Origin of the sequence: Pseudomonas sp. 22490, assembly GCF_052044465.1 — a bacterium.
Lineage (GTDB): Bacteria > Pseudomonadota > Gammaproteobacteria > Pseudomonadales > Pseudomonadaceae > Pseudomonas > Pseudomonas aeruginosa.
Genome location: NZ_JBQENS010000036.1, coordinates 23,759 through 37,417 on the forward strand (window position 1 = coordinate 23,759; position 13,659 = coordinate 37,417).

The following is a 13,659-nucleotide window of genomic DNA, read 5'->3' on the forward strand; positions in this document are numbered from 1 at the left end:
GTTCAAGTGTCAAATGTTAAGTCGGGTATTGGTCTTAAAAGCTACGAATGGTCATCCCTGGAGTTGCTGAAGGGTTTGTCAATTGAACAGATAAAGTCGAATCCCTCAAAGCTCGAGGAGCGTCGGCCTTTCTTTTGGCATGACATGAGCTCTGAATTTGATTCAATAAACTTCTTGCGCTACTTGTTTGGCCGTCGCGACATTCAATTTAGCAATGAATTTATCGAGTTCGTATGCCTGTGGCATCTCGATGAGCAAAATCATTATCGCGGACTGAGAAAGATTAATAGCGTACTTTACTCCATGCCGGAAGACATGATTGATCGCGAGATTAGATCGAACTCTCCGGACTTTTCTCATATCGAAGACTTCATGAAGGATGAATTCACAATTCTTCTCTCTATCGCATTTGATGAAGTGACCAGCACAAGAGCCTACAAGCAAGATGTAAGCTTCTTTGACTCGTTTGAAAACGAGTCTCTTTCAACCTGGATTAGATATGCTGCCCGTGATGAGGCAGCCCATTACGGTAATGCAATGAAAATTCTTCGCCTTAATCACTCTCATCGCTTTGATGAGGTTGAGGCGATTCTAGACAAGATTGTGGAATTCGAAACTTCAGAGAGCTTCGACTATCAGCGAACCTTTATATTTGACCATGACACCGACGACTTTTCTCATGTTTTATTGAAGGATAGTCGCGATACCATATTAGAGGTACTTCGAGGAAAATGACCTGGTTAGTTATGGCACTTATGGCTCCACTGCTGTGGAGCCTTTCAAATATCCTGGACAAGCTGGCAGTGATCCATCATGCGAATCACTGGACTACATTTATATTTCTCCTGAGCATTGGAAATCTTCTTTATTCTGCGCTGATTTTTCTTCTCTTTACACCATCTGACTTTGACACAACCTCAGCGCTTCTGAACCTGCTGTCAGGATTATGCATTTTTGGAATGTATTTCCTATACGCAATGCCGCTGAAGTCGGTCGATATCTCTACTGCGATTGCGCTTCATCAGTTAACTCCTTTGCTGGTGCTTGTCGTATCGATCCTCTTGCTTGGTTATTCGCCAACAGGGATTGAGCTGCTCGGCATTGCCTTGGTTTTTGTCGGGGTTTACTTTGCTGTGGCAATCGGCAAAGGGAGACCAGGCTCGATAAGTTTATCAGCAGTATTGCTTCTAATAGGTTCAGCAGTTTTTGGGGCGGTGGCTACGCTACTATACGATCACCTGCTCCTGAGTCACAGCCTGCCCTCGGTTCTTATGTTTAACTATGCAGGCTACGGTCTTGGCGGGACTCTGATGCTGCTGGTTCCGAAATGGCGCCATTCCATCGCAAAGGATGTCTCCGAAATGCCACCAAAGGGCTGGGCGGTGTATGCGCTGAGCAATCTCTTCGACGCCGGTGGATACGCGCTTTTTATTGGCGCATTATCTGCTGGTGGAAACGTTGCGGTGGTCTCGGTTTTGGTCAGTCTTCACCCGGTATATGTGCTAGCCTTAAGTCATTGGCTAGCAATAGTTAACCCAAAGATACTCAGCGAAAACTTTAGCTCGTCGGACGCATATAAGCGCATGAGCGCCATAGTCGTAATCGTTGCCGGCGTAATAATGATGACCAAGATCTGAAGATGCCATGAGCAAAAATTCAAATATCAAGTTGATCTCAGCCTCAATAGATGATGAGCTCTTACTCGTGGAGCTAATGAAAAAATACCACCTATACGATGGTATTGAGATGACTGACGAAGACAGGCTGGCTGCACTTCGCCCTCTCTTGTCATCTTCAGAAAAGGGCAACGTTTGGATTATTTGTCTTGGCAGCAAGCAGATTGGATATATTGCTACTTGCAATTGCTACAGTATCGAGTTCAGGGGGATTGAGGTCTGGATTGATGAATTTTATATCGATGAACAGTGCCGAGGACAGGGATTTGGCAGTGAGATTCTAGAAAAGGTCAAGTCCTTCTTGAAGTCTCAAGGTGCCGCAATAGTTCATCTAGAAGTGGACGAAAATAATCCTAAAGCAGTAAGCTTTTATAAGAAGTCAGGTTTCGAATTTCGCGAGCGATTCGTTATGATGAGTCATAGTCTCAAGTAAAGATATACATTTTGAGTGGTACCTATGATTACGCAGCCCCTTGTCAAATTGGCTGCTGAACTGGTCGACGTTCGGGCAATGCCGGCGTTTCTTTGTCGTGATCGCTCAGCGGCTACCGAATCGCTAGGTCACTGATCAAGCCGGGCTGATTCCGGCTCGGCTTGATACGGTTTAACGAGCTACTGCTGATGCTCAGGCTCAAGACTGGTCAAGGGAGTTAGGAAGCCCTGAGCGGAGCGAATCCACGTCGCCAGCGCTTCTAGGCCCAACTGCACAGATTCTGCTTCAGCCCAGATACACGCGTTCTCGGTGGGTGCAGCCGGGGCAGTCCCCTCGACGATAGTCAGTGCCATTGCGTGCAATTTCAGCAGTTCGTCACGCAAGGCGGTGATACCACCCATTTCCGAGAGGCATGCATCCAGACCTTCAACTAGCCGTAGAAGTTGGGATGTATCGAATCCGGCTCGCATTCTGTCCAGTGCTGCGATGTCCACCTCACCGTAGGGTGTGACTCGAAAAGACGCTGACGCAATCTCGATCATATTGCCTCCTCGGCCGCGGCCTTACTGGTCGAGTTGACTCGCAACGAGCCGGCAGCCTGTTGGAATACCGAATCCTTGATCCAGGGCTCCGGCGGTCGGTTGAGCTTAAGGTTGAACTCGCCGAAACGCTTGACGTTACTGGTCAGGTAGGGGCTAAGAAAGGACACGTCCTCATCGGTAAACTGCCACCCTTCGCGGGCTAGTTTCTGCAAGATGCGCATCATGTCCACGGTGTTCTGCAGAATCACCGACGAAGCCACCATGTCGTTGTAACGCAGACGTTTCTGCTGCTCGTCCGGATCGTTTTCGGCAATTACATCGCCGCCGAAAGAGAGCCACTTGGAGAAGCCGTTGTAGGACTCGATCTTGTTGGTGTTCGCAGTGACCTCCTGGCGCAGCTCTCGGCTGCCAATCCAATTGAGCAGGAAAATCGTGCGGATAACACTGCCCAGCGTCTGTGCTGCGAGGTAGAGCTTGTTGCGCCGGCTGTAAGAGCCAAGTTTACGTAGCAGCATGGGCGAGGAAATCTTGCCGGCCTGGATCGACAGCGCAATCTGCATCAGATCCTGCCAGTGAGTTTCGATCAGGTGCCAGTCGGCAGTGTCGGTGAACAGTCGGTTTATGTGCTTGTACGATACGCCTCGATCCGGTCGGCACATCACTAGGTCGCGCCAGTTGCGGATACGCGGCATCAGATTGATACCCAGGAGATGAGTGAAGGCGAATACTGTGGCCGACTGGCCCTGGGTGTCGGAGTAGACCGTATCGGGCTCGACGCTAAGGCTGACTTTGAGCAGTCCCTCTATCACATAGATCGCCTCCCAGATGCCTGGCGGGATGAAGTGCTGGAACACTGCAATGTAGTTGTTGGCCACGTGTCGGTACGCCACGGCCCCCATCTTGCGATAGCGGAAGTGGTAGCCGGCCAGTAGGTTGTCGTCATAGAAGTCGAACTGGGTACCGTCTGCGGCCACTGCTTTGCCATCGCCCCAAAGCTTGGGCAGGTCAAGTTGCAGATAGAGCTCCACCAACTCGCGATTAGCCTTGTCCAGTTTCTCCAGCGAGAGGTGGCGGCGATTGGTATAGGACAGCATATGCGGTGTGACATTACCGGCCAGATGCCGCGCGGCCTGGCTGGGACCGAGATTGCAGCCCATGGCGAAGATCGTCATCAGGTAGCGCTCGGCCGGCTCTTTGAGCTTTGGCTCGTTGCCGGACATCGGTCCGAAATGCCGCGTGAACTGAATCCAGTGCTCAATGTTGGCCATAATGTCCAGCACGTGCCTGGCTGGCATACGCTGCATAAGCGCCGTCTGTAGCGAGATGGCTGAAGGCGGGATGTCCCGCGCCATCACCCGCCGCAGTACCGGCTCGCCTGCATCGTTGATCGACACATCCCCTCGACAGGAAGGGAACTTGTCATCTAACTGTTGCGCGGTTTCCTCCAACTGGCTCTTGAGCGAGGCGACAAACTCCTTCGCTGTGGTAGGAAGGCCCACCTTCTCGCAGTATGCCGGTAGCCGCTGGAGACACTCTTCCCAAGGCAGCAACTGTTTACGGTAGTCGGCGAAGGATTCCGATCCCTGCACGCACAGATCACCCGAGCGCAGTTCACTGGCCAGGTAGGAGAACACGCAGACCTCCAGATAACGTCGGTTGGTAGGCGGCCCTTCACTGGTAGGGCGACGCACGATCTTCACCCAGCGATCTGATGCAAACGACAAGTCGACATGCTCATCGATCCATTCACGGTGCAGATTCTCACTGTCCTGAATGAGCTGAAGCGCCTGGATAAGTGAGCGATCCTGGGTGGTGGGCTCCAACTGGAGAAGGTGGCTGAGGCGAAACAGCAGTGAACGATGGGACTTGAAGTGCCTCCAGATCAGCGGCAAGTAGTTATTACCTCCTGTGGCCTGAACTTCAGCACAAACCTCTCGCAACCGATCCATGTTGCCATCGGGGGAGAGGTATTCTCGAATCAGGCTACCAGCCTCCTGGTCATCCGGCTCTTGAACCAGAATCTGCACCACGCCGTCCAGGGTGGCCGCCAGTTGTTCCAACTTCTGACGTTGACGTGCCTGGATTTGCTCCAGCTCCTCCTTGGCGCGTTTGTGGATCGTGGAGATTCTTCGGATGAACATCTCGGCCAGGTGATCTCGGGTTCGCACCCGCATACGGTAGATCAAAGCAAGCATCAGCGTGTAACGCTTCGGCAGCGAGCAGTCCTTCAGTTCAGATACATCCGACGCCGCAGCTTGGGCAGCAAAGTGGCGAATTTTCGTATCGACGATCCCATCAAAAATGGCATCCAGTTTCCCGAAACTCTCTAGCCAGGCTAGGTGGTCGATCAGTACCTCCAGATGCTTGCGCGAGGGTTTCTTGGGTGCCTGTTTGAGTGTGTTGAAGTCACTCTGCCGACGCCCGAAGTCCGTGTCGAGAAGATCCCTTAGCTTATAGATCACCTTGATTGGAGCTCTGGCTACCACAAGGTTGAAGATTTTCTCTTGTGCTTCTGCACGAGCGGCTTCTGCTAGGTCATTCAAGGTCGAATAGGCGGGCAGCTCGTAGTTTTGGCGCAGCAACTCGTCAATGATCGCATTAATAATGTCAGCGCGCTGTTCGAGGAGGGGAGCCATCAACTGTGCATGCGTGGATGCTATGTCTTGACCATCCGAGCCGTAGAACGGTCGAACCCCAAGTTTTTCCCGAACGGCACTCATATGGCGGTAAAGCTGCATCCACTTGTAGGGTGATAGCGCAACCTTGCTGCGTAGACCTATTTGTGTGCGGATGAAATCGACAACTGGCTCCGGCACTTCAGCGATTTCTGGAAAGTATCGGAGTACCTGAAAAGTCTTGAACAGAACAGCGAGATTCAGTCGGAATGCTGCATTAGAGCGACTTTTGACCCACGTGACTTCTTCCTCGGAGAAGCTGAATTCACGCTGAAGCTCGGCCCTCGAATAGGAGCGCGACAATACAGGGTAGGCGGTACGTTCGAGGGATGCCATGTGTCACTCCTTTCCTTGAACCAGACGGAAAAGATAGACCATGAGGTGCAAGCCAGCGCTTGCCGGATAGAAAGCCTTTCAGAGCAATGGCTTACATTCCAAATGAATGAATTTTCCCCTTATCTCGGCATGACCCCTTCAAGGTGGTGATTAAAATATATCCGCTCAACCTGTCATAAAAATGAAGTCAAAGTTACATCGCCGTAATGCTTCCTGCCGCGTTACCCGGGCGAGTCAGCTTGGCGCGTGGCTTGCCCGGGTTTGTAAAGCTATAGCTCCTGCGGTGCGCGAACCTTCTGTGTACGCTGCCTTCGCATCAGCCAGTACGCGGCCGGCAAAACCAACATGGACATCAGCGGCGCGGTAATCATGCCGCCGACCATGGGCGCGGCGATGCGCTTCATCACCTCAGATCCGGCACCTCCGCCCCAGAGGATTGGCAACAGGCCGGCGATGATCACGGCCACCGTCATCACCTTGGGCCGCACACGCAGCACCGCGCCTTCACGAATTGCCTCCAGTAGGGCCGGATCACCGCTGCGCCCGGTATCCACACGCGCATGCCAGGCGTTCTTCAGGTACAGCAGCATGATCACCCCGAACTCGGCCGAGACGCCGGCCAGGGCGATGAAGCCCACGCCGGTGGCCACCGACAGGTTGAAGCCGAACCAGTAGAGCAGCCAGATGCCGCCCGACAGGGCAAAGGGCAGGGTGGCCATGATCAGCAGGGCCTCGCCGAAGCGGCTGAAAGTCAGGTAGAGCAGCACGAAGATAATCAACAGAGTCGCCGGCACCACCCAGGCCAGCCGCGCATTGGCGCGCTCGAGGAATTCGAACTGACCGGAGTAGGAGACGGTCATGCCGGCGTCGAGTTGTACCCGCTCGGCGACGCGTTGCTGCAACTCGCGCACGGTCGATGCCAGGTCGCGCCCACGTACATCGACATACACCCAACCGGACAGACGCCCGTTCTCGCTGCGCAGCATTGGTGGCCCTTCGGTCAGACTAACCTGGGCGACGGTGCCCAAGGTGATCTGCTGGCCGGCTTGCGTGAGGATCGGCATACGCCGTAGTGCCTGCGGACTATCTCGCCACTCCTTGGGATAGCGCAGGTTGATCGGGAAGCGGGCCAGTCCTTCAACCGTCTCACCAATATTGCTGCCGCCGATGGCGCCCGATACCACCGCCTGCACATCGGCGATGCTCAGGCCATAGCGCGCCGCGGCCAGTCGATCGATCTGGATGTCCACGTAACGGCCGCCAGTAAGGCGTTCTGCCAAGGCCGAACTCACCCCAGGCACCTCTTTGGCCACGGCCTCGATATCGCGCGTTATGCGCTCGATGTCGACCAAGGAGGTTCCGGACACTTTCACCCCAATGGGGCTCTTGATCCCCGTCGCCAGCATGTCGATGCGGTTGCGGATGGGCGGCACCCAGATATTGGACAGCCCCGGAACTTTTACCGCGCGATCCAGTTCCTCGATCAGCTTTTCGGGTGTCATCCCCGCGCGCCATTGATCGCGTGGTTTGAACTGCACCGTGGTCTCGAACATTTCCAGCGGTGCTGGATCGGTGGCGGTCTCTGCTCGCCCGGCCTTGCCGAATACCCGTGCCACTTCGGGCACCGTGAGGATCATCCGGTTGGTTTGCTGCAGCAGCTGGGTGGCCTTGCTGGCCGGCAAGCCGGGCAGGGCTGATGGCATGTACAACAAGTCGCCCTCGTCCATCGGCGGCAGAAACTCTCCTCCGAGTCTGCTGAGGGGCCAGAGACTGGACAAAAACACTAGCAAGGCCAGCGCTAGGGTCACCTTAGGCCAAGCCAGCACCCACTCCAGCACCGGCCGGTATGCACCGATCAGCCAACGATTCAAGGGGTTCTGTTGTTCGCTGGGGATATGCCCACGAATCCAGTAGCCCATCAGCACCGGTACCAAGGTGATCGAGAGGCCAGCAGCGGCAGCCATGGCATAGGTCTTGGTGAATGCCAGCGGGCCAAACAGGCGACCCTCCTGGGCCTCCAGGGTGAAGACCGGGAGGAAAGACAGGGTGATGATCAAAAGGCTGAAGAACAGCGCCGGCCCGACCTCGGCCGCAGCTTCGCCGATCACCCGCCAGTGCGCCTCGCCCTGAAGCGGTTCACCGGGGTGTCGAGCCTTCCAGGCCTCGATGTGCTTGTGCGCGTTCTCGATCATCACCACGGCGGCATCGACCATGGCGCCGATGGCGATTGCGATCCCGCCCAGCGACATGATGTTGGCATTGACGCCCTGGTAGCGCATGACGATGAAGGCCATCAGGATGCCCAGGGGCAGGGTGATGATCGCGACCAGCGACGAGCGCAGGTGCCAGAGGAAGATCAGGCAAACCAGGGCAACCACCGCGAACTCTTCCAGCAGCTTGTAGCTGAGGTTATCGATGGCGCGGTCGATCAATTGCGAACGGTCATAGGTGGTGACCACCTCGACGCCGGCCGGCAAGCTGCCCTTCAGGCTGTCCAGCTTGGTCTTCACCGCGGCGATGGCATCGCGGGCATTCTTTCCGGAGCGCAAGATGACCACGCCGCCTACCACTTCACCCTGGCCATCCAGCTCGGCAATGCCACGACGCATCTCTGGCCCCAGCTGAATGGTGGCCACCTGACCCAGCAGCACCGGAACTCCGCTGGCCGAAGCCCGCAGCGGCACATTGCGGAAATCCGCCAGGCTCTCTAGATAGCCTGAAGCCCGCACCATGTACTCGCGCTCTGCCAGCTCCAGGATGGCGCCGCCGGTTTCCTGATTGGCGCTCTTCAGCGCCGCTTCGACCTCCTGCTGAGTTACCCCATAAGCCACCAGCTTCTGCGGATCGAGCAGCACTTGGTATTGCTTGACCATGCCGCCGAGGGTGGCCACTTCGGCTACGTTGGGCAGGCTCTTGAGTTCGTACTTGAGGAACCAGTCCTGCAGTGCCCGCAGCTGGGCAAGATCATGCTGGCCGCTGCGGTCGACCAAGGCGTACTGGTAGATCCAGCCCACGCCGGTGGCATCCGGCCCAAGGGTGGTGGTAACACCCTCGGGCAGGCGTTCCTGCGCCTGGTTGAGGTACTCCAGCACCCGCGAGCGCGCCCAGTAGAGGTCGGTGTCGTCCTCGAACAGCACGTAGACGAAGGAGTCGCCGAAGAACGAGTAGCCGCGCACCGTCTTCGCCCCCGGTACCGAGAGCATGGTTGTGGCCAGTGGGTAGGTCACCTGGTTCTCGACGATCTGCGGTGCCTGTCCGGGAAAGCTGGTTCTGATGATGACCTGGGTGTCAGATAGGTCCGGCAGTGCATCCAACGGCGTGTTGCGCAGCGACCAGATGCCCAGGGCGGTGATGAACAGGGTCGCCAGCAGCACCAGAAAGCGATTGCCGATAGACCAGTGGATCAGGCGTGCGATCATGGCTGGTCTCCTTCCTTGCTGAGCTGCTCGATCATCAGGCCGGAGTTTTTCTGGCGGGCGCCGATACGTACGTGATCTCCTGGCTTAAGTCCCACAGCTACTTCTGAGCTGACCAATGGAAAAGCCATGGTCATACCTGGCATATTCAGGCTCTCGAAGGGCCCGTGCTCCAGGGTGACTGACTCCGCGTCCAGAGCACGAATCACACCGTGAGACACATGCAGCCCCTCCGTGCTGTCCTGTTCTGCATTGCCGGCCAGGATGCCCTGCAGGCTGGCTTCCGAATCGATGAGGAACTGGCCGGAGGTAACGACCGCCTGACCTTCCTCGAGACCGGACAACACCTCCAGACGCCCATCGGCCTCGCGGCCCAAGGTGATTTCCTGGGGGCGGTAGCGTCCGTCGCCTTCGGCCAGCATCACCAATGCACGCTTGCCGGTGCGAATCACGGCTTCACTCGGCACAAGAAGCGTGGATTGTTCGACGGCACTGTTCAGGCGTACGGCGGCGAACATGCCGGGGCGCAACTTACCGGCAGGGTTGGGTAGCTCGCTGCGTACCGTGAGCGTGCGCGTTTGCGGATCGGCACTCGGCAGCAAGGCTATGACGCGGCCCAGCAGCGGTCGATCAGGAAAGGCCGTCAGGTTGGCGCGGATCTCGTCCCCGACCTGGATACTTCCGGCCATGGCCTCGGGTATCGCCGCATCGAGCCAGACACTGGACAGCCCGTTGATCAACGCCAGATCCTGCCCGGCTTCAACGGTCATCCCGGCGCGTACCTGCAAGGCTTGGAGCTCGCCGCTGATAGGTGTGGTGAGGGTTTGCACTGCCCGCGGTTTGCCGCTGCGGCGAACCTGCTCTATCAACGCTTGTGGCATGCCGAGCAGGCGGAGGCGCTCTTGGGCCGCAGTGATCAAGCGGGCGTCACCGGTACGCAGTACCGCGAGGAACTCCAACTGCGCGGCGGACCACTCGGGAATCAGCAGGTCGACCAGGGGTGTTCCAGCTGGCAGTACATCGCCAGGGGCACGCCCGTAAACCCGCTCGACGAATCCGCCAGCGCGGGCCTGGAGGTTCGCTACCTCTCGCTGGTTATAGGCCAGGGAGCCGACCACCTCGATATCCGAGGGCAGTACACCGCGGATCACCGTCGAGGTTCGCATTCCGAGGTTCTGCACGGCTTGAGCGGGGACGCTCAGGACAGACGGATCTTGCTCGGATCCTGCGTATTTAGGGACAAGCTCCATATCCATGAAAGGTGACTTGCCCGGTTTATCGAAGCGCTGCTCAGGCTGCATCGGGTCGTACCAATAGAGCACCTTGCGCTCGTCCGTCGGTGCGGAGCTAGGCAGTAGCTCGTGTTTGGCTTGCCGCTGGGCCAGCCAGTAGCCACCGCCCGCCGCGCCAATGCCCACGGTCAGCACGGCGACCGCAAAACCAAATGTCGATATCTTCATTTCAGGCCCTCCACATAGGCGTAGTACAGGCTTGCGGAGAGCTGGCTCAACTTGCGCTGCTGTTCAATCTGCCGCAGTTGCGCATCAATCAGGTCGCGCTGGGCAGTAATAACGGATGTGAGCTGGCTGTTACCGGCTTGGTAGGCGGCCAGTTCGAGATCGGCACGTTTGCTTGCAAGCGGGATCAAGGTTTTTTCGGTGCGTGACAAGGTCCTGCGCAGTTGCTCAAGCTCGGCAATACCGCCTTCCAGCTCAGCCTGATGGGCGCGCAGTAATGCTTCCTGCTCGGCTTCCATCTGCGACACGCTTTGTTGTCTGGCGTTGATCTTGGGCCCCTGACGTGTGCCTACGAACAACGGCAGGTCGAACGTGAATTGCACCATCACCATATCGCCGAACTGGTTGTCGCGATTGTTGTAGGCAAACTCAACACCCCAGTCGGGGGTCTTCTCGGCGATGGCCTCGTTCAGCTCGGCGCTAGCCTCGCCGACTCGGGCGGAGGCAGCGCGCAACTCAGGGTGTGAGGCAATGCGTTGCTGCAGGTGCGGTGCCACCAGGTTCAGATTGGGAACATCTCCTTGCAAAGGCTGGTCAGCCTCGTTGCCTATCCAGCGGCGCAGCTTGGCACGAGCTACTGCCACATCGCGATTCAGTTCATCTCGCCGATCTTGTAACGCCAAAGCTTCCTGGTCGGCCTGCAACAGCTCGCCAGGCTGAGCACTACCGCCGGCAATCAGCGATTGCACGGTCGAGCGGAGCATCTCGATCTGACGGTCCAGTTGATCGAAGAGGCCAACACTGCGTTCGGCGTAGTATACGTCCAGCCAGCTCACTGCCGTCTGGCGCTTGATTTCCAACTGCATGGCACGCTGCTCGGCCTCGGCCCGCGTCATGGAGGCTTCGGCCAGTTGGCGACGGGCCAGACGCTTGTCGCCGTTTGGTACCTCCTGCATGAGTCCAATGCGGCGCATGGTCATGGAGTCACGATTAAGTGTGTAACGGTCAGGGCCTTCGATCGGCAGGTTGTCGATGCCTATAATCAGCTTGGGATCGGGCAAGGCGTCTGCGGGCCCTACAGCCTGCTGTGCCGATGCCACCTGCGCCTGGCGCGCGAGGTTCTCAGGGGCACTCTGTTCGGCCAGAGCTTGGGCTCGTTCGAAGGTTAGGGGCTGTGCCTGCGCGGCAAGCCAGGGAGCTGCCCAGAATGCGGCAGCCAACACGCCGAGATAGCCACGGCGTGGAAAAAGGAAAGCGGACATGCTTTCGCCTCCAATGCGATTGATCGAGGTCGCAGCTACGAAACGTGGTCGCGACGATGCGCCTGACTGTAAGGCGCGGGATGATCACGGCATTAGACGAAACGAGGAGGGCGCCAGAGTCCTGCGGGCTCTCGCTTAATCACCGACTGGGTCAGCAATATCTCGGGGCGTGAGGGGAGAGGGGATATGCTCTTGATCACGGTGGTCTGGAGAAGTCCTCCGGTCTTGCATTCCTGGCCGGATTTGCAGGGGGACTTATTGGCCACCCCATCAGACGTGTCCATTTGCTCGCAGCACGGAGCATCGGCCATTGCATGGCCCTGATGATCGGCGCTCTGCATCGGGCAAGGTTGTGCCGGCATGCTGAAAGCCACACCGCCGAAGGTCGGCAGCACGAGGCTAGCAATCATTAGCAGGATCAATCCAATCCGACGCACAGCAATTCACCAGTCGGGGCAATAGGCCGACGATACCAGATTGCCCCCGAGCCATGAATGCTCCTTTTGACGATAACAGCACTTCGTTGATTTGGATCAAATAGAGTGTCTAGTCTCACAGGGCGAGCTGATTTTGTAGCGGGTGAGATTTCAATCGAGCAAGCGATAGAGTTCAGGCCAAAGAGGATTCTATAATCACTCCACAATTAGCTATAAAGCTCATTAGTGCACAAAATGCAGCGGGATGTGGAACCCTGAGGTGCCGCTGAATGAACGCAACGCAGGGTATCGGCTGGCATGGCAGAGCCTGGATTTCACCCGGGCTGGGCATTTTTCTGGGGCAGGCGGGTAGCCAAGATTGGCATAGCCACATGGCGCATCAAATTACCGTCAGCTTGAACGGCAGCTTGACTGTGAAGTGTACATCCTCGTCGGTGACGGCAAGGGCCATCTGCATCAGGGCAGGGGTGGCCCATCAGATCGAAGCTGACGAAGTGTTGTCGATCTACCTCGACGCGCTGTCCGATGAGGCGCGAGCACTTCCCGATAACATCGGGGAGGGCATCACTCCGATTCAGATGGGCGATACAGCATCGCTGCGAAAATTGCTGAGCAGCTCCGATCCGTCAGCCCAGCAAATTCGGGAAATGGTGCGCCTTGTTCTCAACCTTACGACTCCGCCGGCCTCCGATCCGCGACTGCAGTCGGTCCTCGCTGCGTTAAAAGAGCCGATTAATGGCAGGCAGGCGTTGGCCAAGCGCGTTCATCTGTCGCCTACCCGATTCTCACATTGGTTCGTCGAACAGACCGGTCTGCCGCTGCGCAGCTACCGGAAATGGAATCGCCTGGTCATAGCGCTCCAGCATATCGCCAGCGGCGCCAACCTGACTGCGGCCGCCCACGCTGCCGGCTTCGCTGACGCTGCCCACTTTTCCCGCACCTTCCGCGACCTGTTTGGCCTCGACCCCTCATCTGCCTTGGGTCATGTCAGTCTGAAAGGCTGAATTCAGCTTTTCTGTTCAAGCGCCATCACAGGTGATTGGCACAAAGTGGAGTCATCTCAGGGAGGGCTTCACGATGGGCAATTCACTCAGGTTCATGATCCGCTGGCTCAGCTACCCAACAATCTTTGGCGGGGCCGCAGCTTGGATGATCTGGTTGCTCTACACGGGTATTCCGTATTGGCCCAGCACGCCGATCATTGCCGCCCTAGGGATTCTGCTGGTGGCGCTGCTGGAACGCGTGCAGCCGTTCCGTGACGACTGGTTGGAGGACCACCAGGATACCCTTACTGATATCATCCATATGGTCGTGAACCTGTCCGTGATCCAGATTACGGCGACCGTGCTGGCCCGGCTGGGCGATTGGGTGCCCGCAGAGTTCCGTGTCTTCCCAACAGAGTTACCGCTGTGAGCTCAGCTAGTC

Annotated in this window: 10 protein-coding genes; 5 read left to right on the forward strand and 5 right to left on the reverse strand. The window is 57.0% G+C overall.

The features are described from left to right. The first annotated feature begins 6 nt into the window (after positions 1–6). The 3 genes from ACTJJX_RS29140 to ACTJJX_RS29150 are packed head-to-tail and all read left to right on the forward strand — an operon-like array spanning position 7 to position 2,109. Positions 7–735: a hypothetical protein gene (locus ACTJJX_RS29140; RefSeq protein ID WP_003111046.1), complete on the forward strand. Its 729-nt coding sequence runs from the start codon at positions 7–9 to the stop codon at positions 733–735. Continuing rightward, the gene (locus ACTJJX_RS29145; RefSeq protein ID WP_003111045.1) at positions 732–1,637 is read left to right on the forward strand and encodes an EamA family transporter; all 906 of its coding nucleotides are present in this window, start codon (positions 732–734) and stop codon (positions 1,635–1,637) included. The genes ACTJJX_RS29140 and ACTJJX_RS29145 overlap by 4 nt, the downstream gene beginning before the upstream one ends. A gap of 7 nt (positions 1,638–1,644) precedes the next feature. Beyond that, entirely contained in the window at positions 1,645–2,109 is a 465-nt protein-coding gene (locus tag ACTJJX_RS29150) for a GNAT family N-acetyltransferase (RefSeq protein WP_003111044.1), read from the forward strand. Positions 2,110–2,288: 179 nt separating this feature from the next. Here the strand turns inward: ACTJJX_RS29150 and tnpC are convergent, their stop codons facing one another. The 5 genes from tnpC to ACTJJX_RS29175 form a co-directional block, all read right to left on the reverse strand. Further along, complete coding sequence (tnpC, locus tag ACTJJX_RS29155; protein ID WP_003111043.1) at positions 2,289–2,651, reverse strand: Tn3 family transposase post-transcriptional regulator TnpC; 363 nt, start codon at positions 2,649–2,651, stop codon at positions 2,289–2,291. Beyond that, on the reverse strand, positions 2,648–5,662 hold the full coding sequence (locus tag ACTJJX_RS29160; RefSeq protein ID WP_003111042.1) for a Tn3 family transposase: 3,015 nt from the start codon (positions 5,660–5,662) through the stop codon (positions 2,648–2,650). The genes tnpC and ACTJJX_RS29160 overlap by 4 nt, the downstream gene beginning before the upstream one ends. Positions 5,663–5,931: 269 nt before the next feature. Beyond that, positions 5,932–9,081, reverse strand: a complete 3,150-nt coding sequence (locus tag ACTJJX_RS29165; protein WP_003117283.1) for an efflux RND transporter permease subunit — start codon at positions 9,079–9,081, stop codon at positions 5,932–5,934. Then, positions 9,078–10,538, reverse strand: coding sequence for an efflux RND transporter periplasmic adaptor subunit (locus ACTJJX_RS29170; protein ID WP_003117282.1), 1,461 nt, complete (start codon positions 10,536–10,538; stop codon positions 9,078–9,080). The genes ACTJJX_RS29165 and ACTJJX_RS29170 overlap by 4 nt, the downstream gene beginning before the upstream one ends. Beyond that, the gene (locus ACTJJX_RS29175) at positions 10,535–11,797 is read right to left on the reverse strand and encodes a TolC family protein (RefSeq protein ID WP_003117281.1); all 1,263 of its coding nucleotides are present in this window, start codon (positions 11,795–11,797) and stop codon (positions 10,535–10,537) included. The genes ACTJJX_RS29170 and ACTJJX_RS29175 overlap by 4 nt, the downstream gene beginning before the upstream one ends. A gap of 706 nt (positions 11,798–12,503) precedes the next feature. Here ACTJJX_RS29175 and ACTJJX_RS29180 point away from each other — a divergent pair. Beyond that, positions 12,504–13,238 (forward strand): helix-turn-helix domain-containing protein, encoded by a 735-nt coding sequence (locus ACTJJX_RS29180; RefSeq protein ID WP_003117280.1) that lies wholly within the window; start codon positions 12,504–12,506, stop codon positions 13,236–13,238. A 73-nt stretch (positions 13,239–13,311) separates the two neighbouring features. After that, complete coding sequence (locus ACTJJX_RS29185; RefSeq protein ID WP_003151159.1) at positions 13,312–13,647, forward strand: hypothetical protein; 336 nt, start codon at positions 13,312–13,314, stop codon at positions 13,645–13,647. The last annotated feature ends 12 nt before the right edge of the window (positions 13,648–13,659 follow it).